Source organism: Nonomuraea sp. NPDC049784 (assembly GCF_040659615.1).
In the GTDB taxonomy this organism is placed as follows: Bacteria; Actinomycetota; Actinomycetes; order Streptosporangiales; family Streptosporangiaceae; genus Nonomuraea.
This window is the reverse complement of sequence record NZ_JBFAMX010000062.1, coordinates 13,025-32,617: the sequence shown is the minus strand read 5'-3', so window position 1 is coordinate 32,617 and position 19,593 is coordinate 13,025. Positions and strand designations below refer to the sequence as shown.

The 19,593-nt window shown below is 68.2% G+C and carries 19 protein-coding genes and 1 tRNA gene; 10 read left to right on the top strand and 10 right to left on the bottom strand.

The features are described from left to right. Nucleotides 1–509 (top strand): hypothetical protein (locus tag AB0J09_RS16355; protein WP_360690705.1); only part of this gene is annotated, 509 nt, incomplete at its 5' end. A gap of 160 nt (nt 510–669) precedes the next feature. Beyond that, on the top strand, nt 670–1,413 hold the full coding sequence (locus AB0J09_RS16350) for an SDR family oxidoreductase (RefSeq protein WP_360690702.1): 744 nt from the start codon (nt 670–672) through the stop codon (nt 1,411–1,413). Nucleotides 1,414–1,538: 125 nt separating this feature from the next. Here the strand turns inward: AB0J09_RS16350 and AB0J09_RS16345 are convergent, their stop codons facing one another. Continuing rightward, the gene (locus AB0J09_RS16345; RefSeq protein WP_360690699.1) at nt 1,539–2,018 is read right to left on the bottom strand and encodes a GNAT family N-acetyltransferase; all 480 of its coding nucleotides are present in this window, start codon (nt 2,016–2,018) and stop codon (nt 1,539–1,541) included. Between the two features lie 502 nt (nt 2,019–2,520). On the opposite strand from AB0J09_RS16345, the gene AB0J09_RS16340 reads away from it, so the two are divergent. Further along, nucleotides 2,521–3,855, top strand: coding sequence for an Nramp family divalent metal transporter (locus tag AB0J09_RS16340; protein ID WP_360690696.1), 1,335 nt, complete (start codon nt 2,521–2,523; stop codon nt 3,853–3,855). Nucleotides 3,856–3,875: 20 nt separating this feature from the next. Continuing rightward, complete coding sequence (locus AB0J09_RS16335; RefSeq protein WP_360690693.1) at nt 3,876–4,133, top strand: hypothetical protein; 258 nt, start codon at nt 3,876–3,878, stop codon at nt 4,131–4,133. A 13-nt stretch (nt 4,134–4,146) separates the two neighbouring features. Here the strand turns inward: AB0J09_RS16335 and AB0J09_RS16330 are convergent, their stop codons facing one another. Next, nucleotides 4,147–5,190, bottom strand: coding sequence for a cupin domain-containing protein (locus tag AB0J09_RS16330; RefSeq protein ID WP_360690690.1), 1,044 nt, complete (start codon nt 5,188–5,190; stop codon nt 4,147–4,149). A 359-nt stretch (nt 5,191–5,549) separates the two neighbouring features. Beyond that, nucleotides 5,550–6,266 carry a TetR/AcrR family transcriptional regulator C-terminal domain-containing protein gene (locus AB0J09_RS16325; RefSeq protein WP_360690687.1) on the bottom strand — a complete coding sequence of 239 codons (717 nt, stop codon included), beginning with the start codon at nt 6,264–6,266 and terminating at the stop codon, nt 5,550–5,552. Nucleotides 6,267–6,378: 112 nt separating this feature from the next. On the opposite strand from AB0J09_RS16325, the gene AB0J09_RS16320 reads away from it, so the two are divergent. From AB0J09_RS16320 to AB0J09_RS16310, 3 genes are all read left to right on the top strand, one after another. Continuing rightward, nucleotides 6,379–6,960 carry an NAD(P)H-dependent oxidoreductase gene (locus AB0J09_RS16320; protein ID WP_360690684.1) on the top strand — a complete coding sequence of 194 codons (582 nt, stop codon included), beginning with the start codon at nt 6,379–6,381 and terminating at the stop codon, nt 6,958–6,960. Nucleotides 6,961–6,966: 6 nt separating this feature from the next. Then, complete coding sequence (locus tag AB0J09_RS16315; protein ID WP_360690681.1) at nt 6,967–8,502, top strand: MDR family MFS transporter; 1,536 nt, start codon at nt 6,967–6,969, stop codon at nt 8,500–8,502. Between the two features lie 725 nt (nt 8,503–9,227). Next, nucleotides 9,228–9,431: a hypothetical protein gene (locus tag AB0J09_RS16310; protein ID WP_360690678.1), complete on the top strand. Its 204-nt coding sequence runs from the start codon at nt 9,228–9,230 to the stop codon at nt 9,429–9,431. Nucleotides 9,432–9,488: 57 nt separating this feature from the next. On the opposite strand, the gene AB0J09_RS16305 is transcribed toward AB0J09_RS16310, so the two are convergent. Next, nucleotides 9,489–9,560: transfer RNA gene (locus AB0J09_RS16305), tRNA-Val, on the bottom strand. A gap of 483 nt (nt 9,561–10,043) precedes the next feature. On the opposite strand from AB0J09_RS16305, the gene AB0J09_RS16300 reads away from it, so the two are divergent. Continuing rightward, nucleotides 10,044–10,460 carry an SsgA family sporulation/cell division regulator gene (locus AB0J09_RS16300; protein WP_185077163.1) on the top strand — a complete coding sequence of 139 codons (417 nt, stop codon included), beginning with the start codon at nt 10,044–10,046 and terminating at the stop codon, nt 10,458–10,460. A 4-nt stretch (nt 10,461–10,464) separates the two neighbouring features. On the opposite strand, the gene AB0J09_RS16295 is transcribed toward AB0J09_RS16300, so the two are convergent. After that, the gene (locus AB0J09_RS16295) at nt 10,465–11,076 is read right to left on the bottom strand and encodes a DUF305 domain-containing protein (RefSeq protein ID WP_360690674.1); all 612 of its coding nucleotides are present in this window, start codon (nt 11,074–11,076) and stop codon (nt 10,465–10,467) included. 119 nt (nt 11,077–11,195) lie between these two features. On the opposite strand from AB0J09_RS16295, the gene AB0J09_RS16290 reads away from it, so the two are divergent. Both AB0J09_RS16290 and AB0J09_RS16285 read left to right on the top strand, forming a co-directional pair. After that, nucleotides 11,196–12,542 (top strand): hypothetical protein, encoded by a 1,347-nt coding sequence (locus tag AB0J09_RS16290; protein WP_360690671.1) that lies wholly within the window; start codon nt 11,196–11,198, stop codon nt 12,540–12,542. Between the two features lie 400 nt (nt 12,543–12,942). After that, a complete protein-coding gene (locus AB0J09_RS16285) occupies nt 12,943–13,821 on the top strand; it encodes an ROK family protein (RefSeq protein ID WP_360690668.1) in 879 nt (292 codons plus the stop codon). A gap of 75 nt (nt 13,822–13,896) precedes the next feature. Here AB0J09_RS16285 and AB0J09_RS16280 read toward each other — a convergent pair whose 3' ends face one another. The 5 genes from AB0J09_RS16280 to AB0J09_RS16260 form a co-directional block, all read right to left on the bottom strand. Continuing rightward, complete coding sequence (locus AB0J09_RS16280) at nt 13,897–14,940, bottom strand: Gfo/Idh/MocA family oxidoreductase (protein WP_360690665.1); 1,044 nt, start codon at nt 14,938–14,940, stop codon at nt 13,897–13,899. Beyond that, nucleotides 14,937–15,980, bottom strand: coding sequence for a Gfo/Idh/MocA family oxidoreductase (locus AB0J09_RS16275; protein WP_360690662.1), 1,044 nt, complete (start codon nt 15,978–15,980; stop codon nt 14,937–14,939). The genes AB0J09_RS16280 and AB0J09_RS16275 overlap by 4 nt, the downstream gene beginning before the upstream one ends. 225 nt (nt 15,981–16,205) lie before the next feature. Next, nucleotides 16,206–16,955, bottom strand: coding sequence for a putative N-acetylmannosamine-6-phosphate 2-epimerase (locus AB0J09_RS16270; protein WP_360690659.1), 750 nt, complete (start codon nt 16,953–16,955; stop codon nt 16,206–16,208). A 142-nt stretch (nt 16,956–17,097) separates the two neighbouring features. Beyond that, a complete protein-coding gene (locus AB0J09_RS16265) occupies nt 17,098–17,808 on the bottom strand; it encodes a GntR family transcriptional regulator (RefSeq protein WP_360690656.1) in 711 nt (236 codons plus the stop codon). A 74-nt stretch (nt 17,809–17,882) separates the two neighbouring features. Beyond that, nucleotides 17,883–19,550 carry a glycoside hydrolase family 13 protein gene (locus AB0J09_RS16260; RefSeq protein ID WP_360690653.1) on the bottom strand — a complete coding sequence of 556 codons (1,668 nt, stop codon included), beginning with the start codon at nt 19,548–19,550 and terminating at the stop codon, nt 17,883–17,885. Between the last annotated feature and the right edge of the window lie 43 nt (nt 19,551–19,593).

The window sequence follows — 19,593 nt, the reverse complement described above, 5'->3', positions numbered from 1 at the left end:
CGCCGCGCGTGGACCCGGTGCACGCGGTGCTGCGCTACCTGTGCGAGATGGACGACGAGGAGGCCGCTCCCCTGCTGGAGCGCATCCTCGCCTACGGGGGCGCGACGCCGCCCCGCAACATGGCCCACCGGTCTGCCCTCGACAACCTCGCCGTGGCCGCCTCCCGCCTGGGGCGGGTGGAGCTGGCGGGGCAGCTGTACGACTCGCTGGCCTCGGACGGTGAGACGTTCGGCCACAGCACGGTGGCCCACCACTGCGGTCACCACTACCTGGCGCACCTGTGCGTGGCGATGGGCTCGCCGCAGCGCGCCGCGGAGCACTTCGAGGCCGCGGCCGAGGTGCACGAGCGGCGCGGCGTGCCGCTCATGCTGGCGGAGTCGCTGCTCGACTGGGCCGACCTGCTGGAGGAGGAATCGATGAGCGGGCCCAAGCCGGCGGACCTGCACAGATGGTGCGCCTCGCTCCTGGCCGGCCGCGGAGCACTGCTGCTGGAGCGGCGGTTGCGCTGATCATCCCCCGCCGCAGTGGCCCAACGCGCGTTCCTCGCGCACGATCTGCTCGATGGTCTTCGTCCGGTACGGCAGCAGTTGCGTGGGCCGCCTCGGTGCGCGAACCCGAAAGGCGCCTCTGCGCGTCGCGGTCAAAGGCTGCCCTGCTAGCGTACGGCGAATGAGCGGGCGTGGAGTTCTTGTCACAGGTGCGTCAAGGGGCATAGGGCGGGCGATCGCGGCGGCGTTCGCCGCGCAGGGCGATCGGGTGGCGATCCACCACCGGGACTCGGCGAAGGAGGCCCAGAGCCTTCTCGAGGAGCTGCCCGGTCAGGGCCACGTCATCGTGCAGGCCGACCTGGCCGATCCCGAGGCGGTGCGGCTGATGGTGGACGCGGCCGCGCAGGAGCTGGGCGGGATCGATGTCCTGGTGAACAACGCCGGCGTCTTCCTCCACCACCCCCTCACCGAGACGTCCTACGACGAGTGGCGAACGGCCTGGCAGCGCACGCTCGACACCAACCTGATCGGCCCGGCCAACGCGACCTGGTGCGCCGTCCAGCACATGCCCGCCGGCGGCCGCGTGATCAACGTCTCCTCGCGCGGCGCCTTCCGCGGCGAGCCGAACAGCCCGGCGTACGGGGCGAGCAAGGCCGGGCTGAACGCGCTGGGCCAGTCGCTGGCCATCGCCCTTGCCCCGCGCGGGATCGCGGTGGCCGGGGTGGCGCCCGGGTTCGTGGAGACGGACATGACGAACGAGCACCTCAAGGCCCCTCGGGGGGACGAGATCCGGGCGCAGAGCCCGTTCGGGCGGGTGGCGCGGCCTGACGAGATCGCGGCGGCCGTCATCTACTTGGCCTCCCCGGCCGCCGAATGGGCCAGCGGCGCCGTGCTCGACCTCAACGGCGCCTCCTACCTCCGCTGACCGTTGCCCGCCTTCGTCACGGGCTGCCTGCCCCCTCCCCCGCCCGGCGGTTTCGTTTGGATCCTCTGAATCGTCGGTCGGGGTGTGCAGTCGGAACGCCGGCCGCGAGGTAGCCGATCAACGGGCTATAGATCAATCTTGAGTTGGATGAGCTCGGGCTGGAACCGTCGGGCCTGGTAGAAGCGGATCGCATCGGTATTGGAGGCGTACGCGGAGACCGTTGCCTGGTTGGCTCCTTGCGCCTTCGCCCAGGCGAAGAAGTGCTCCACAAGCTTCGCACCGACACCGTGGTCGCGTTCTTCCTCCGCGACGCGAATGCTCACGAGTTCGGCGACAACCGCTTTCGGCCTGCGTTCGTTCGGAGCCCTCATCTGGCCCGTGAGATGGCCTACGACCGCCCCCTCGGTCGAGTCACGGCGGGCGAGAAGGGCCAGGCTTCCCGGGTTGGTGATCATTCCCATGTAGTAGTCGAGCCCACTCCGCGTCGGCCAGCCCGCGTCCATGAACGGATCCCGTCGGCCTCCGTCCTCCTGGAAGAGAGATCCAGCTGACTGGATCAGAGCGTGCACATCTCCGACTCGCGCGACTGTGATGACGAGACTCATGCCAGCGACACTAACGATCATGATTAATCATGTAAATGACGGCGGTAAGGCCGGTCCCGCACAGGCAGCACGCGCCGGCCGTCCTTTGCGCGTCGCCCAGCCGTAGCGGCCAGGAGACGGGCCCCCGCCGGCAGGTCCAGCCGGGCTCGGCGCGGCCGGGCTCGGCGCGGCCGTCGAGGCGTTCCTGCGCACAATTGACAACCGCAACACCGCCACGGCGTACGCGATCGCGCTGCGCGCCCTGGCCGCAGTGGTCGGCGTCGATGCGCGCTGACCGCGCTGGAGCCTCGATTTGCAGGGAAACCTAAAGATAAAGATCTTCGAATGGATTGATAGCCATTTATCAGTCCCACGATATCGATCCGATCCTTTCGTGAAATGATCGTGTTTCACGACCCTCTTTGTGTGGGCACCTCTGACTCGGCGTGCCGATTCTGGCGACACGGAAGAATGTCAAATACCTAATCATTAGGGAAGCTCGGTGATTGCTCGCCCCAAGCCGATGAATTCGAGTAGGTGGTCCGGCAGAAGCGCACCATTGTGGATCATCCCCACCAGGCGCACCGGCGGCGTGGCCGTCGATCTCCGCACCGCCACCACCGCTGCGAGGCCGGAAGGGAAGAGAGTCACCCAGGTGGCCCCCATGCTGGGGCCGGCCTTCGTCGCGGCGATCGCGTACGTCGACCCCGGGAACGTGGCCACCAACCTCACCGCGGGCGCGACACTGGGCTACACCCTGGTATGGGTCGTCGTGGTGGCCAGTCTCGTCGCGATCCTCGTGCAGTTCCAGGCGGCGAAACTCGGCATGGCGACCGGGAAGAGCCTGCCGCAGTTGTGCCGGCAGCGGTTCACCCGGGCGGGCAGCCTCATGCTGTGGCTGCAGGTCGAAGTCGTCGTGCTCGCGACCGACCTCGCGGAGTTCATAGGCGCGGCGATCGGGATGCAGTTGCTGTTCGGCATGCCAGTGGGGGTGTCGGCGGTGTCAACGGCGGTGGTGTCGCTCGCGCTGCTGGAACTGCGGCGCAAGGGCCGGACCCGCCCGTTCGAACTTATGAGCGCCGCGGCTCTCCTGTTCGTCGGCGCGGGCGTCGGCTACGACATCATCGTCACCGGAAACCAGTCCGCGAGCGGACTCGCCGCCGGGCTGATCCCGAGCCTCGGAGGTGAGGGGGCGCTGCTCCTGGCCATGGGCATTGTCGGCGCCACGGTGATGCCCCACGCGGTCTACCTGCACTCGGCGCTGGTGCAGGGACGCGGCATGACGACCGCTGCCGCCCGCTCGCAGCCAGACCTCGTCCGCCGGATCCTGCGCCTCGACTGCTCACTGGCCTTGGGCGTCGCCACGGTCGTCAATGTGTCGATGATCGCCCTCGGCGCCGGGCTCGGTGCCGCGACCGGCGGTGCGTGGGCCGGCGACCTGCCGGCCGCCCACGTGGAACTGAGCGCCAGGATAGGCGGAGCCGCCGCCCTCGCCTTCGCCATCGCGCTCCTGTCGTCCGGGATCTCCTCCTCCGGGATCGGAACACTCGCAGGCGACATCGTGATGCAGGGTTTCTTGGGCTGGCGGGTGCCCGTGCACGTGCGCCGGATCGTGACCATGACGCCGGCCGTCCTCGCGCTGTTCTCCGGCGCGTCACTGACCGACCTGCTGATTCTCAGTCAGGTGATCATCTCCCTCGGCGTGCCTGTGGTGCTGTTCCTGCTCGTCCATTTCTGCCGCGATCGGTCGCTGATGGGTCCGCTCGTCAACGCCCCGCACACGACCTGGATCGCAGGCACTGCCGCGGCGATCGTCGCTCTTCTCGGCTGTTCGCTGCCGGTTCTCCTGCTGTTCTGACCTGTGAACGGGGTCTTTCGATGCACGACCACACCGGGTCCGACGAGAACCATGCCTCGCCCGGGACAGTGATTCCGATTTCCCTGGCCAGAATTCGGGTCAAGTTCTTCGTCTTCGCCGGACTGACCGTCGGCTGCGCGATTTTCGGTGCGACCGCATGGCTCACCCTCACGCTGCTGCTCACGTGTGCCGCGATTCTGCTCGCCGTGGCGATCATAGGAGGGAAGGAGCTGATGCGTTCCCTTTTCTTCATGTCGCCGAAGCGGGACTCGCAATAAGAGCCGCGAGCCGTCATTGTCGAACAGGATCGCTGGGGTTGGCCCGGGCGACGATGAGCGGATCGATCGGCGTGAAGGGGAATTGAGGGAGCTCACGCTCGGGAATGTGGAAACTCGCGGCGAGGACTTCGCGGGAGAACGCCGACGCGGTGGCCCGATAGCCGATGTCGCCGGGCATGGGCTGATCGAAGAAGATGAGGAAGTGGATGTCCTCGTCGCCGATGACCTCGATATGGTGCGGGAAGGCTCGTGGCACGAAGTACATGTCGCCGGGGCCGAGCAGATACTCGTCGAGGGTGTTGTCGGGGTCCAGGACGCGCATGCGGGCGTGACCTTTCTCGACGTATCCCATCTCGGCGGTGATCGGATGCCAGTGCGGTTCGCGCATCCCGCTCTCCCTGATGCGCAGGGAGTACATGGAGATGTCCTCCAGAGCGGCCCAATACTGCTTGCGGGCCAGGCGAGCGTCACCATAGGCGTAGGACAGCGGCGCGTGCTGGCCTTCGGCGTCGAACAGGTGAGCATTGGGCAGCCCAGCCGTGGACGGGACGTCGGCGGCACCGGTACGGCGGACGATCTGCTGAGCCGGAGACCGGTCGAAGGCGTCGAACGCCGATGAGGGGAGGTCATAGGTGTTGCCGAGCACCGCATCGGTCATGGCGTTGAAGCTGGCGTGCAGCGAGAAATGCTGCGGGCGCTCGTTGCGTAGGGCGAGGAGGAACTCGGCGCGCTCGGCACCGAGGTTCTCGATGTGGTAAACGGCGCCAGACTCGACGTGATACATCTGACCGGCGCTGACGATGAACGAGGAGAAGGCGTCGGCGTTGCCGAGGATCGACACCAGGACCGTGCCGGAAAGGCAGTAGCCGAGCTGGTTGGCGTTGACATTCCACTGCGGCTCGCGGATCGCGCCGGGCTCGAGGACGACGCGCTTGAGCGAGAGCCGGTTGAGGATCGGCAGTACGGTGGCGTCGACCATAGTGACCGAGCCGAGCTCGTTCTCGAATGCGGGTGGCACGGTCGCCAAGGAGGTGATGTGCGGCGAGGCGTTCGTCATGGCTTTCCCTTCGTTGCCGCAACCCGCACGTTCAAGGTCGAATGCGTGCCGCCGCGAAATGTCGTCCCGGGTCGCATGGCGCGTCCACGCCGGTGGTCTATGAGTCGGCCTTCGTGTGCGCCCGTTTTCCAAGGTTAAGCATTAAGTGTCCGCTGCAGCGGATTGTGGTGCAGCGTGTCGCCCGATCGGGGCTTTCGCGGACTTTGTCCACGAGCCGATCAGCTCATCCGGCCCCACTCCGCACGCACTCAGACCCTCCCGGACCACAATCGCGATCAAGAAGCCCGGCGCCGTTTTGGGGCGCTTGATCCATTTGAAACCGCACGCCAAGGCCCGCGGCCACACCGGCGGCGAGCGCCTCAGATGCCCAGGCGGGTGGCGATGCCGTCGAGGAGGCAGTCCAGGCCGATGTCGAACTGCCATGCAGTGTCGTCTTTGCGGGTGGCGGTGCGCAGGTAGTGCTGGAAGGTCGGATAGCGGCCGGTTCGCATGTGCCACATCATCAGCGGGGCGAGTTCGTCGCGTAGTTCGTCTCCGCCGGACAGACTCTGCTCGCTGATGACAGTGCTGACGGCGCTTTCGTAGCTCAGGGCGCCGTGCACGTAGGCGTCCACGGAGCGAAAGACGCTCATCATCGTGTCGGCGTCCAGACCCAGGCCGTCGAGCGCTGCCAGGGCCTGCTCGGCCACGGTCATCCGGTTCGGTGTGAGGGAGAGCTTGGCCTGCGGGGACAGTTGGGCCAGCCATCGGTGCTGGAGCATCAGCTCGCGCGTCCGTACAGCGAGGGTGCGCAGGCTCTGCCGCCAGTCGAGGCCGCCGGGCAGGCGCAGATCGGCGTAGACGTGATCGACCATGAGTTCCAGCAGGTCGTCCTTGCCGGACACATAGCGGTAAGGCGCCATGGGGGCGACGCCCAGCTCGGCGGCCAGGCGGCGCATGGTGATGGCCTCCATGCCCTCGGCGTCGGCGACCGCGACGGCCGTCGTGGCGATGCGCTGCGGCGACAACGTCTGGCGGGGAGCCGGCGACGGACGCTCCAACCGCTCCCACAGAGATTCGCTCTTGTCGATGGCCATCCCGCAGATCCCTTCCTCGCGTATGTATACAACGTATCAGAAGTAGACAACGTACACACGAATGTGTACGTTGTATCGCGACGGATACGTCGTACACACCTTAAGGAGCATCATGCTGAACATCGCGGTCATTCTCGGCAGCACCCGTGACGGACGTTTCGGCCCCGCCGTGGCCAACTGGGTCATGGACCACCTGGACCAGCGCGACGACATGAGCGCCGACCTGATCGACCTGATCGAGACCCCCCTGCCGACCGTCTTCCCCGTGCTCGGGCAGCCGCCCGCCACGCAGGAGGCCAAGGACCTGCTGGCGGCCGTGTCACCGCGGCTGGCGGCGGCCGACGCCTTCGTCATCGTGACCCCCGAGTACAACCACAGCTACCCGGCCGTGCTGAAGAACGCCATCGACTGGCACACCACCGAGTGGCACGCCAAGCCCGTCGCGTTCGTCTCCTACGGCGCCTTCTCCGCCGGACTGCGCGCCGTCGAACACCTGCGGCTCGTCCTGGCCGAACTGCACGCCGTCACCATCCGCGACAGCGTCGGCCTGCAGCACCCCTGGGCGCAGTTCGACGGCGACGGCCACGCCGTGGACCCGGCCGCCGATGCCGCCGCCAAGGTCATGCTGGACCGTCTCGCATGGTGGGCTCACACGCTGCGCGAGGCCAGGACCGCCCGCCCCTACGCCGCCTGAACCGCCATGACCCGTCTCGGCGTCTTCGGACTGCTCATCGGCATGTTCCTGGCCATGCTCGACGGCCTGATCGTGGGCACCGCGCTGCCCACGATCGCCGGCGAACTCGGCGGCCTGGACCAGCTGCCCTGGGTGGTGACCGCGTACATGCTCGCCGGCGCGGCCACCACCCCCCTGTGGGGCAAGCTCGGCGACCTGTTCGGCCGCAAGGCCACCTTCATCACCTCCATCTCGCTCTTCCTGGCCGGGTCCGCGCTCTGCGGCCTGGCCCAGACCATGACCCAGCTCATCGCCTTCCGCGCCGTGCAGGGCCTCGGCGCGGGCGGGCTCATGGTCGGCGCGCTGGCCATCATCGGCGTCCTGGTGCCACCCCGCGACAGCGGCCGGCTGCAGTCGATGATCGGGGTCATCATGCCGGTCGCCTACGTCGGCGGGCCCCTGCTGGGCGGCCTGCTCACCGACTACCTCAGCTGGCGCTGGACCTTCTACGTCAACCTGCCCCTGGGCGCCCTGGCCCTGCGGCTCATCGTCACCCGCGTCCACCTGCCGCCCGCCGAACGCCGCCGGCCCCGCATCGACTACGCCGGAGCGGCCCTGCTGACCACGGCCATCGTGGCCCTGACCCTACTGGCGGGCGGAACCTCATGGACGCTCGGCGCGATCGCCCTGCTCGCCCTGGCGGCCTTCGTGGCTGTCGAGCACCGTACAGCGGAGCCGATCATCCCGCCCCGGCTGTTCACCGACCGCGACTTCACCCTCGCCCAGGTTCTCAGCTTCCTGGTCGGCGCGGTGATGCTCACTGTGACCAACTACCTGCCGCAGTACCTGCAATTCGTTCAGGGCTCCTCCCCGGCGGTCAGCGGCATGCTGCTGCTCCCGCTGATGTTCGGCATGCTCGGCGCCCAGCTGGTCACTGGCCGTCTCATCAGCGCCAACGGCCGCTACCGCATCTATCCCATCCTCGGCGGAGCCCTCATGATCGCGGGTGCGCTGGCCCTGTTCCGGCTCGATGCCGATACCCCCGCCGCCCTCGCCTCGGCTCTCACCCTCCTCATCGGGGCGGGGATCGGCCTGGTGATGCAGAGCACCACCTTGATCACCATGAACAGCGCCGACCCGCGCGACATGGGCGCCGCCAGCGGCACACTCACGCTGCTGCGCACCATCGGCGGATCGCTCGGCATCGCCCTGCTGGGCACCCTGTACGCCGCCCGGATGCGCGCCGACCTGGCCACCCACCTGGGCCCAGCCACGGCCGAGCGGCTGACCGCAGGAGGTGAACTCACCCCCGCCCTACTGCCCAGCCTGCCTGCCCAGGCGGCCGACACCGTCCGGCTGGCCGTCACCAGCGGCCTGCATACCATCCTCATCGGCGCCGCCGCGCTCTCCGTGGTCGCCTTCGCGGTCTCCTGGCTCATCCGCGAGGCCCCCCTCCGTGCCGACACCACGCCACAGACCAACCCCCCGGTGCCTTCCGAGCGCAATCCGTCCGACGAAGTGGACGGGCGCTCACCTGAAATCCAGCAGAACACGTCGAGATGATGGAGCGGGACACGAGCTTGCGCGCGATGATTGCGATGTCCTGGTGAAGGCCCAGCCGATTGCCCCACGGGTCAGTGAAGTCGGTGAACACCACCACCTTCGGCAGCGTGGTGGGCTCGGCCACCTCCACGCCCAGACCCCGCAATTTGGCGGTCTCTGCCGCGATGTCCTCCACCTGGAAACGCAGCCGACTGGAGGTCGCGGTGACAGACGCATGTCCGCTGGACAGCTGCAGCCAGGCGCCCTCGCATACCTCCCACTCGCCGAGCGAGCGAAACACGTCTCCACGCGGACACTGCAAGAGTTTCGCTCGATCCTCAAACGGGCCATCACCAGGGCACAAGCCCGCGACCAGGTCAAACGAAACGTCGTCTTGCTCTCTGAGCTGCCGAAGGGAAAGTCTGGCCGGCCCTCCAAATCGCTGACGCTCACGCAGGCTGAAGCGGTGCTCGAGGCCGCCAGGCAGGCCAAGCCTTGGCTCTGGGCTTACATGGCCCTCTCGCTGCTCACAGGGCCCGAACGGAGGGGAACTGCGCGAGCTCGCCTGGCCGCGTTCTGGGACCACGTGAGCGCCCATGGGATCGTGCCGGACCAGGAGGGCCAGGCACGTCTGGTGTTCGCCACTCGGAATGGCACGAAGATGAGCGCAGGCAATGTCCGTCGGGAGTTCCGGCGAGTCACCACCCGAGCCGGTTCGGTCGGCGGCGACTGGACGCCCCCGGGAGATGCGGCGCAGCTTCGCCTCGTTGCCGCCAGCAGACGGCGTCCCGGTCGAGCACATTGCCCGGCTGATCGGCCACGCTGGAGGTTCGGCGGTCACCGAGAAGGTCTACCGTCATCAGATCAAACCCGTCATCCAGGACGGCGCGACCGTCATGGATCGGATCTTCCCAGGTAACGACAACGGAGCAGGACAGTCACTCAGTTAGTCACTTGGAAGATCAAAAGGGCCACTCCCCGTGTTGGGATGTGGCCCTTGACCTCGGTGGGCGATACTGGGATCGAACCAGTGACCTCTTCGGTGTGAACGAAGCGCTCTCCCGCTGAGCTAATCGCCCGCCCTGTCGGCTCCTCGCGGTGCCGACGGGGAAAACCATACCGCACTCTGGCACCTGCTGGCGAAGCGAAGCGGTCGGGTGGCGGCTGGAGGGACGGTTCGGGCGGGGCTCCGGGAGCGGCGGCGAAGGCGATGGGGAGGGATTCGGGTGAAACGCGGCGGTTGCCCATCGGCACGGCGCGTCGGTGGCATACCATCGTCGTGTTCCGGTTGGCATCGGTCGCGATCTTTTGGCGAGAAACGTTCATGGTCGGCGCGCCGGGGCAGGCTCCACAAGACGCAAAACCCTTGTAAATACGACCCGATTGATGCCGTTTAGCCTGGTAGATGCCTAAATGTCCAGCTGTGATGTGCGTTACAGAAGGCCCTTGGAGCGGAATCTTTCCTACAGGTTTCTTCGTTCCGCGTCATAGCTCAGGACGAAGTCCGTCAGAGCAGTGAAAGCCCCGTAGAGGGGACCTACGACGAAAAGGTTTGGCTGACGATGCACAGCACCACCGTCTCCGCCGAGCTTGGCCTTCGGCTTGTGGTCCCCGACCGTACTACCGTCCCCCTGCTCGCCGGACTGAGTTACACAGCCGACGATCCGTATGCCATCCGCATGGCCTTCCACGTAGGGAACGACGAACCGGTCGAGTGGATCTTTGCCCGCGAGTTGCTGACCGTGGGGATCGTCAGGCGTGTCGGCGACGGCGACGTGCAGGTGTGGCCCGCGCGTGCCGACGGCGAGCGAACGCTCCATATCAGTCTCACGTCCCCGTTCGGGCAGGCGCTCTTCGAAGTGCCGCTGGCGCCGCTCACCGAGTTCCTCCACCGCACGTACGAGAAGGTCCCGGCGGGACGGGAAACCGACTACATGGACCTGGACGCCGAGCTGACCAACATGCTCTGGCCGTCCTAGCGATCTAGGCGGGCAGCGTCTCCAAGACTTTTCGCATGCGGGCGATCTCGATGCTCTGACCCGAGTACACGTCTTTCGCCATCAGCCGCATGCGCCGGTCCCGGCCGCTCGCCAGTTCCTCCCCCGCCATCTTCACCGCGCCCTCGTGGTGCCTGGTCATCAGCTGCAGGAACATGCGGTCGAAGGCCGTCCCCTTGGCCGCGCGCAGCGCGTTCAGCTCCTCCTCCGTCGCCATGCCGTACGCCGCCGCCTGCGCGTGCTCGTGGGCGGCAGGGGCGGAGCGGCCGAGCTCGGCCAGCCACCCGGTCATGGCCTTGATCTCCGGGGTCTGGGCGGCGGTGATCTGGCGGGCGAACGAGCGGATCGAAGCCGTGGTCGTGCGGTCGTTAACCAGCGAGGTCATCTCCAGGGCCTGGCGGTGATGCGGGATCATGGCCTCGGCGAAGCGCACGTCCGAGGCCACCGTCGCCGCCGGCGTCTGTCCGACCCGCTCTCCCGGCGTCGCGGTACGGCCCGGCGCCCCCGGGCTCCCCGGCACGATGACGGGCGCCTCCGTCCCCACCGGCGACGGCCCGGCAGGCTGCTCGGAGCAGGCGGCGAGGGCAAGTGTGGTCATAACTGTGATCAAGACCGTACGCGGCCGCGAAGCTCCTGGCATAGCTTCCATAGTGAGCTACCAGACAAAGGGGACGCGCGTTGATCTCTGCCACGTTACGCGGAGCGTTGTTGTGTACGGTGCTGCTGTTGACCTCCGCGTGCGCGGCAGGCCAGGAGGCGACCGGTGCGCCGACGCCCGCCACATCGACGCGGGAGACCGACGCTCCGGCCACCGATTCTTCCGCCGCCACCGGTGACGTGATGACGAGCGACAACGTCAAGCTCGTCGCCAACATGCCGATGACCGCCCCGCTGAACGGCGCGGACGACATCAACACGGACCTGGCGTTCCAGGGCGACTACGCGTACGTGGGCAACTTCGGCGGGTTCGCGATCTACGACATCAGCGACCCGGCCAAGCCCCGGATCGTGAGCCAGGTGGCCTGCCCGGCGCAGCAGAACGACGTCAGCGTGTACGGCGACCTGCTCGTCCTGTCGATCGACGAGCCGCGCGCCGGCGAGGAATGTGACTCCGGCGACAGCCCTCGCGAGTGGGAGGGCCTGCGGATCTTCGATATTAGCGACAAGAAGAGCCCCAAGTACGTCAGCGCGGTCAGGACCGACTGCGGCTCGCACACGCACACGATGGTCCCGGATGGGGAGACGCTGTACGTGTACGTCTCCTCGCCCGGTCCCGAGCCCGAGTCGAAGACCTGTCCACCGCCCCACGAGCTCATCCAGATCGTAGAGATATCGACAAAGTCGCCTACGTCCGCAAAAATCGTGGCGAAGCCGGATATCTTCCCTGAGCGCCAGCACTCCGACCTCGCCTCCGGCTGCCACGACATCACCGCGTACCCGGAGAAGAAGCTCGCCGCGGCCGCCTGCTTCGGCGACGGCGTGCTCCTCGACATCTCCGACCCCGTCAAGCCGAAGGTGCTCCAGCAGATCACCGACACGGAGAACTTCCAGATCTGGCACTCGGCGACGTTCAACAACGACGCCACGAAGGTCGTCTTCAGCGACGAGCTGGGCGGCGGCGGCCAGGCCACGTGCGACCGCAACACGCCGGCCACGAAGGGCGCGGACGCCGTGTACGACCTGGTGAACGGCAAGCTGGAGCGGCGCGGCTACTTCAAGATCCCCAGGGAGCAGCAGGCGAACGCGAACTGCGTGGCCCACAACGGCTCGCTGATCCCGGTACCGGGCAAGGACATCATGGTGCAGTCGTGGTATCAGGGCGGGGTGTCGATCTGGGACTTCACCGACTCCGCCCAACCGAAGGAGATCGGCTACTTCGAACGCGGCCCGTTCCCCGGCGGCGACATCGCGGGCTCCTGGTCGGCGTACTACTACAACGGGTACATCTACTCGAGCGACATTCGCGAGGGCCTGGACGTCCTGCAGATCAACGACCCGCTCACGGATCCGGCCAAGCAGGTCAAGATGGACGACTTCAACGTTCAGACCCAGAAGTCGTACTGATGGCGGTGCCGGGTCGATGGAGAAACGGCCCGGCACGGCGGTGCCCGATTGGAGGCCGGCGCGCCGAGAAGGCGGCATCGCAGCGGCTCACGGCGCGTAGAGGCTCACGGCTCGTAGGGCCATGCCCTCCCAGAGGCCTAAATTGGTGTACTCCAATATCCTCATCCATCACGACGATCAATCGGAGTGATGCCAGCACTATGCATGAAGGTAGAGTGAAGATCGTCAAAATGGGCATGCCGTCATCACCCGTTGGTGCGCCGGAGACCTGCGGCGGCCGGAAGGCGAGGCGATCGAGAAGCTCATCGCCGTCTCCGGCGGGAAGATCTCGTACCGCAGCGCCGAGCGGGATGGCCGGCGCCCGGTTCTCCGTGACCCGGCGACCGGCCGCCGGACCGCGATGACGCCGCTCGCACTGGCCGTCGACATCGGCGGCACCAAGATCGCGGTCGGGCTCGTGACGGCGGACGGGACGCTGAAAGAGCAGACCAGGACGGCCACGCCCGCCGGGCCGTCGATCCTCCAGACCGTTTTCGAGCTCGCCCGGCCGCTGGCCGAGCAGGCCGTGATCTGCGGGATCGGCACCGCCGGGACCGTCGACCCGCAGGGGCGCATCACCTCGGCGACCGATCTGCTCGCCGGCTGGGCCGGCACCGATGTCAAGGGCGCGGCGCAGCGCGCGCTCACGCTCCCGACGGTCGTGCTGAACGACTGCCATGCCGCCGGAGCGGCGGAGGCACGGGTCGGATCGGCCCGCGACGCGCGCACGGCGCTGGTCGTCGCCGTCGGGACGGGCATCGGTGGGGCGGTGTGCGTAGAGGGCCGGGTGCGGACCGGGCTCTCCGGTACGGCGGGGAGCATCGGTCATCTGCCTGCTCCGACCAGCGCGGGCATCCGATGCTCGTGCGGGGCGCTCGATCACATCGAGGCGCACGCGTCCGGCCCCGCGATCGAGCGGGCCTACCGGGAGGAGACCGGACAGGCGCTGCCCCTGGCCGAGATCGGCCGGATCGGCTCTCACGTGATCAGCGACGCGGCCACGCTCCTGGGCCGCGTGCTCGCCGGCGCCGCCAACCTGATCGACCCGGACGCGATCGTCATCGCGGGCGGCGTCTCCATGCTCGGCCAGGCGCTGTTCGGGCCCCTGGAAGCCGCCTACCGCGCCGACGCCCTGCCGGGCCCGTCCGCCGCGCCGCTCCTCCCGGCCCGTCTCGGAGCTGACGCGGGACTGGTCGGAGCGGGCCTGGAAGCCCTGTCCCGCCTCGAGGACGGATCGTGACGGGGCGCCGACCGTCTTGTCATCGTGGTAGGCGCCCCTGCCCCAAGGCGTTTCTCCGGAACGAAGGCTCTCTGATCAGCCTGATGTCAGCCGGACCACCCTCCCGTCGGCCACGGACCGCTGGGCGGCGGTGACGATCCGAAGGGTGCGCAGGCCGGTGGCGCCGTCCGGCTGCGGTGGCCTCCCGTCGCGGACGGCGCCGAGGAACCGGTTCAGCATGGCCAGGTCGAGGTCCTCACCGAGGGCCAGCCAGGAGGCGCCGTCGCGCAACGTCCCGGACACGTGGGCGCCGAACGGGTCGATCTCGACGACGCCTTCGGTACCCACCACCTGCAGAGTGAGTCCGCCCCAGTTGGGGGCGCTGTCGGGATGACTCCACGAGCAGTCGATCGTCGCAACGACGCCGGACTCGTACGTGATGGTGACGAGACCGCCGGTCTCCGCCCGGACCTGCGGCTTGTCGGCGTGGAGGATCTGGTTGGTGACGGCCCTCACCGCGACCGCCGGCTCGCCGAGCAACTCGTCGATCAGGTCGGCCACGTGCACGACGTGGTCGGCCAGCGCGCCGCCGCCGGAGAGCGACGGATCGGTGAACCATGCGCGCCCGCCGATGGGGATCTTCCCGTTGTTGGTGCCGGTGATGCCCAGGACGGTCCCGATGGCGCCCGAGTCGTACAGTGCCTTGAGAGAGGCGAACTCCCGGCTGAACCGTACCGGGTAGGCGGTCATCAGGAAGACGTCCGCAGCCTCGCAGGCGGCGATCATCGCCTCCGCGTCGGCGACGCTGGTGGCGAGGGGCTTCTCGCAGAGCACATGCGCGCCCGCGGCCGCGGCGCTGATGACGAGGTCGCGATGCCGGGCGTTCTCGCTGCAGACGATGACGGCATCGGGCCCCCACGCCAGCGCCTCGTCGTAGGTGCCGGCATAGGCGACGCCGATCTGTTCGGCGAACGCCCTGCCGCGCAGCTCCCCTGGTGGGGCGTCGATGGCGTCCGGGTCCGCGGTCAGGAGCTCGACGCCCGGCCGCTCGGCCAGCAACCGCACGTAACTCTCGGCGTGCACGTGCGCGAACGACAACAACGCGACCTTCAGCGGGCGGACCCCTGCGGCGGCCGTCATGCGACACCACTCCCCACGCTCATGTCCGGTTCCAGGGCGCCGAGGAGGTCACGCAGGCGCTGGTCGGTGTCGATCGCGACCGCCTCCCCGCTGCCGAGCGACTCGAGTGCGGCCTCGGCGAGTTCGACGGCGACGACGCCGTCGGCGGCCGTCACACGGGCCGCCGGCCCACCGGCGATCGCCTCGGCGAACTCACGGATCTCGGTCAGGTACGGGCTCTCCCCAGCGATCGGGGCGGGCCGCTCCTCCCCGCCCGCCGGAGCCGGCCCGAGATCGAGGCGTACCCCTGGCGGGTCGGCCGAGTCGAAGTGGAGCACACCCTCGTCGCCCGCGACATGGAACGACGTCCGGAACGTGACGTGCGGCGGGCCCCACAGCCCTCGTATGTGGCTGATCGCGCCGCCCGCGTGCGTGAGCACGACGTGGGCGGTCTGCAGGGGCTGCCCGCCGCGGTTCGCGGTGTTCTGCGTCGCGTAGACCTCCACCACCTCACCGGCCACCCACCGCGCGATGTCCAGGTCGTGGATCATCTGGTCCATCACCAGCCCGCCCGATTGCTCGACGTCGGAGAACCAGGGTGACCACCACGGGAACGCGCCGCCGCGGCTGAACCGCAGCACCGCCGGCCGCCCGATCGCTCCCGCCCTGACGGCGGCCTGCATGGCCGCGTACTCGGGGAAGTAGCGCACGACGTGGCCGGGGAAGAGGTGCCGGCCGGAGGCCGAGGCCCGGCACAGCAAGTCGGCCGCGTCAGAGGTCTTCCGGGCCAATGGCTTCTCGCAGAACACGTGCGCGCCGGCGGCCAGCGCCCGGCTCGCGATGTCGTGATGGGTGAGAGTCGGCGTCATGACGTCGACGACGGAGACCAGCTGCAGCAGTTCGTCAAGCGACGCGGATTTCCGCGCGTCGTACGTCGCAGCGAGTTCGTCCGCGCCCTCCAAGCTGAAGACGTGCAGCTCGGCGCCAAGCGACCGCCAGGCGGGGGCGTGGGCGTGAGCGATGCCCCCGGCCCCGACCAGTCCAACTTTCAGTGCGGGCATCAACTCTTCCTGCCTGTGCTCGGAGCGCGGTCAAGTGTGGGAGACACGGTGGCCGTCCTGAGCCGCCGTCGATCAGCGGGAGGGCCGGCATCCGCGCACGCCGACCGGCCCTGGGAAGGTGGTGAGTCACCTTGACGTGGAATGTCCGGGTGACGCGTTAAGGGGGAATGCTGCGGTTCCTAGGCTGCGTGACCGGTCGAGTGGGGCCGCTCGCTCGACGCCGGATCATGACCGGTGTGAGCTCGGACCGGTCGCATCTCGCGTGGCTCCTGTCATGCGCCTGGTGATGCGCTCGGGGTCGGTCACCGCGGACCCGACGACGACGGCATAGGCTCCTGCCGCGAAGGCGGCCTCGACGCCGCCCGGGTCCCAGATCCCGCCCTCGGTGATCACGGGGACTGACAGTTGTGCGGCAAGGACGGCGGTCATGCCGAGATCGGGCGGCGTCACGCTGCGCGTCTCCGCGGTGTATCCCGCCATGGTGGTCGCCACCATGTCGGGGGCTTCCTGCCCCGCGGCCACGGTCAGGCCCTGCTCGACCGTCGCGCAGTCGGCCACGACGGCGACACCTCTGCGGTGACAGGCCGCCACGATGTCGGCGAACGCGTCGGCCGGACGGCCCTGTGGCGAGGCGTCCGCCGCGATGATGTCGGCGCCCGCGTCGATCAGAGAGACCGCGTCTGCCACGGTCGGCGTGATGAACACCTCATGGCCCAGGTCCAGTCGCTTCGTGATGCCGATGATCGGCAATGCGGTCCGGACGCGTAGCAGCTCCACAACCCCGGGGCCGGCGACGCGAAAGCCTCTGGCGCCACCGAGCTCGGCCGCGATCGCGAGCCGGACAAGCGTGTCTGGATCGTCCAATGGCCCGCCTGGCCGGTGAGTTTGAGCCGAGACGACCACGCCCCCTTCGAGGCGAGCGACCGTGGAGGCTCGCGCCTCCTTACGGGACAGATCGGAACCATCTCCATCCATTGACTGCACCTAATTGGTATATACCATTTTTTATGTCCGTGCAAACCAATTGGCGTCCATCCCCTGACCGGGGGTCCGACATTGAGGGCGCCCCAGGGCGCCTCCCACGGTGGCAGGCGCCCTATCTCCCCCGAACGTCCGGTCAGTCTCTCCTGACGGCGAACTGCATCGCGTACCGGTCGGCGCGATAGGTCGTGACGCAGTACTCCACCGCCTTGCCGCGCGTGTCATAGGAGACCCGCGTCGCGCGCAGGGCCGCCGAGAACGACGGCACGCCAAGGAGTTTCGCGTCGTCCGGTGCCAGCACCGTCGCCTCGACGCGCTGCTCCGCCCACGAGGGATACAGCCCGAACTCGCGGCCGACGAGTTCGTACAGCGAACCCGTCAGATCCATGTCCTGCAGGCCCGGGACGCTCTCGGCGGGCAGCGCGCACGACTCGAGGCACATGGGCTCGCCATCCGCCCGGCGCAGCCGGCGGACCAGCAGAATCGGTTCGCCCGGACTGAGTCGCAAGTGGCGCCCGGCCTCCTCGACCGCCGGCGCGATGCCGACCTCGAGGACGACGGAGGTGGGCTTGCGCCCTCGGGCGCGGATGTCCTCGGAGAACGACGTCAATTTGAGAGACTTGGCGATCGCCGGCCCGACGCAGAAAGTACCGCCGCCCTGCACCCGGTAGACGAGACCGTCGGCTTCGAGCTCGTCGATCGCCCGCCGCAACGTGACCCGTGTGACCCCGAAGTCCTGTGCAAGGATGCGCTCCGGTGGCAGCATGTGACCAGCTGGCTGTCCTTCGACGTAGTCCGCCAGCAGCGACTCCTTGATCTGCAGGTACTTCGGCTGCTTCGCCGTCACCGGGCCGGACGGGTTCGATGTCATGCTATGAGCATAAGAGGTATATACCGCTCTTCCAAAAGTCCAGCAGAGGCCTACTCGACAGTCCGAAGCCAGACCGTCGTATCCGGGGGAAGGACGTTTCCGTCGTTCAACGGCCCGCTGGTGACCAGCAGCTCTCCCTCCGGCAACGCGGTCGGCTCCGTGCCGAAATTCGTCATCGACACCCAGCCGTTCGGCCGGCGGAAGGCCACGACGGTCGAGTCGGTCATGAGCCACTCGAGCGTCCCAGCGGTCTGCAGCTTGCGGCGCAGACCGAGTGCCCGGCGGTAGAGGTTCAGGGTCGAGTCCGGCGACTTGTCCTGCACATCGGCCGCGTACTCGGCGAACCAGGCCGGCTGCGGCAGGTGGGCGCCGTTCGGGCCGAACCCGAAGGAGGTTCCGTGTTCGGTCCAGGGGAGCGGTACCCGGCACCCGTCCCGGCCCATCTCAATGCCACCCTTGCGGAAGAAGACCACGTCCTGGCGCGCTTCGTCGGGGATCGTGGCCACCTCCGGCAGGCCGAGCTCCTCCCCTTGGTACAGATAGGTGCTGCCGGGCAGTGCCAGGGCCAGCAGGGTGACCGCCCGCGACCGCCGTGCTCCGAGGTCTCTGTCCTCGACCGGCTTCGTTCCGCGCGAGAGGAGCCAGTCGTTGCCGTCGCCTCCCCCGGCGAGCCCATAACGGGTCGCGTGGCGTACCACGTCGTGATTGGAGAACACCCAGGTGGCCGAACTTCCCGAGGGCTCCGCCAGCGCCAGGTTGTCGCTGATGATCGTACGGAACTGCTCGGGGTCCCAGTCGGCCCGCAACAGGTCGAAGTTGAAGGCCTGCCCCAGGCCCGCGGCGTCCGCGTACCGGATTCGGCGCTCGGCGGGCACCCAGGCCTCGGCGACCGCCATGAGCGGAGGGTCGTACTTGTTGAACAGCGTCCGCCATTCGGCGTAGATGTCATGGACATCGTCGCGGTCCCACAGCCAATGATCACCCACGGCGTACAAGGTCTCGTCCGCCAGATCCTCTTGGCTGGGCAACACCTCGGGGAGCCGCTTGGACAGGGCGTTGGCCACGTCGACGCGGAAGCCGTCGACGCCGCGGTCGCCCCAGAACGCCAGCGTCCGCAGGAAATCCGCGCGGACCTCGGGGTTCGCCCAGTTCCAGTCGGGTTGCTCCTTGGCGAAGATGTGCAGGTACCACTGCCCGTCGGGCACGCGCGTCCAGGCCGGGCCGCCGAAGAGAGACCTCCAGTCGGACGGCGGAAGCTCACCGTCCTCCCCCTGACCGTCCCGGAAGATGAACCGATCCCGCTCGGGCGATCCGGCCTTCGCGGCCAGGGCGGCCTGGAACCACTCGTGACGATCCGAGGAGTGGTTCGGGACGAGGTCGATGATGAGCCGGATGCCGCGCGCGTGCAGCGCCTCGACCAGTTCGTCGAACTGGTCGAGGGTTCCGATCCGGGGATCGACGTCCCGGTAGTCGTCGACGTCATATCCGCCGTCGGCCAGTGCCGAAGGGTAGAACGGGCTCATCCAGACGGCGTCGACACCGAGCTCGGCCAGATGGCCGACCCGCGAGATGATTCCCGCGAGGTCGCCGATGCCGTCGCCGTCGCCGTCCGCGAAGCTGCGCGGATAGATCTGGTAGACCACGGCCTGCCGCCACCAGTCGGGGTCGCCTCCTCGGGCGGCGAGCACGTGCGCCGGTGCGCTGTTGACGTCGGTCACGGGATGATCCTTCTCTGTTGCGGGGCTCGTGGGACGGGTACGC

Coding starts and splice junctions, on each gene's coding strand:
- AB0J09_RS16350 (WP_360690702.1), top strand. CDS start 670: ATGAGCGGGCGTGGAGTTCTTGTCACAGGTGCGTCAAGGGGCATAGGG.
- AB0J09_RS16345 (WP_360690699.1), bottom strand. CDS start 2,018: ATGAGTCTCGTCATCACAGTCGCGCGAGTCGGAGATGTGCACGCTCTG.
- AB0J09_RS16340 (WP_360690696.1), top strand. CDS start 2,521: ATGAATTCGAGTAGGTGGTCCGGCAGAAGCGCACCATTGTGGATCATC.
- AB0J09_RS16335 (WP_360690693.1), top strand. CDS start 3,876: ATGCACGACCACACCGGGTCCGACGAGAACCATGCCTCGCCCGGGACA.
- AB0J09_RS16330 (WP_360690690.1), bottom strand. CDS start 5,190: ATGACGAACGCCTCGCCGCACATCACCTCCTTGGCGACCGTGCCACCC.
- AB0J09_RS16325 (WP_360690687.1), bottom strand. CDS start 6,266: ATGGCCATCGACAAGAGCGAATCTCTGTGGGAGCGGTTGGAGCGTCCG.
- AB0J09_RS16320 (WP_360690684.1), top strand. CDS start 6,379: ATGCTGAACATCGCGGTCATTCTCGGCAGCACCCGTGACGGACGTTTC.
- AB0J09_RS16315 (WP_360690681.1), top strand. CDS start 6,967: ATGACCCGTCTCGGCGTCTTCGGACTGCTCATCGGCATGTTCCTGGCC.
- AB0J09_RS16310 (WP_360690678.1), top strand. CDS start 9,228: ATGCGGCGCAGCTTCGCCTCGTTGCCGCCAGCAGACGGCGTCCCGGTC.
- AB0J09_RS16300 (WP_185077163.1), top strand. CDS start 10,044: ATGCACAGCACCACCGTCTCCGCCGAGCTTGGCCTTCGGCTTGTGGTC.
- AB0J09_RS16295 (WP_360690674.1), bottom strand. CDS start 11,076: ATGACCACACTTGCCCTCGCCGCCTGCTCCGAGCAGCCTGCCGGGCCG.
- AB0J09_RS16285 (WP_360690668.1), top strand. CDS start 12,943: ATGACGCCGCTCGCACTGGCCGTCGACATCGGCGGCACCAAGATCGCG.
- AB0J09_RS16280 (WP_360690665.1), bottom strand. CDS start 14,940: ATGACGGCCGCCGCAGGGGTCCGCCCGCTGAAGGTCGCGTTGTTGTCG.
- AB0J09_RS16275 (WP_360690662.1), bottom strand. CDS start 15,980: ATGCCCGCACTGAAAGTTGGACTGGTCGGGGCCGGGGGCATCGCTCAC.
- AB0J09_RS16270 (WP_360690659.1), bottom strand. CDS start 16,955: ATGGATGGAGATGGTTCCGATCTGTCCCGTAAGGAGGCGCGAGCCTCC.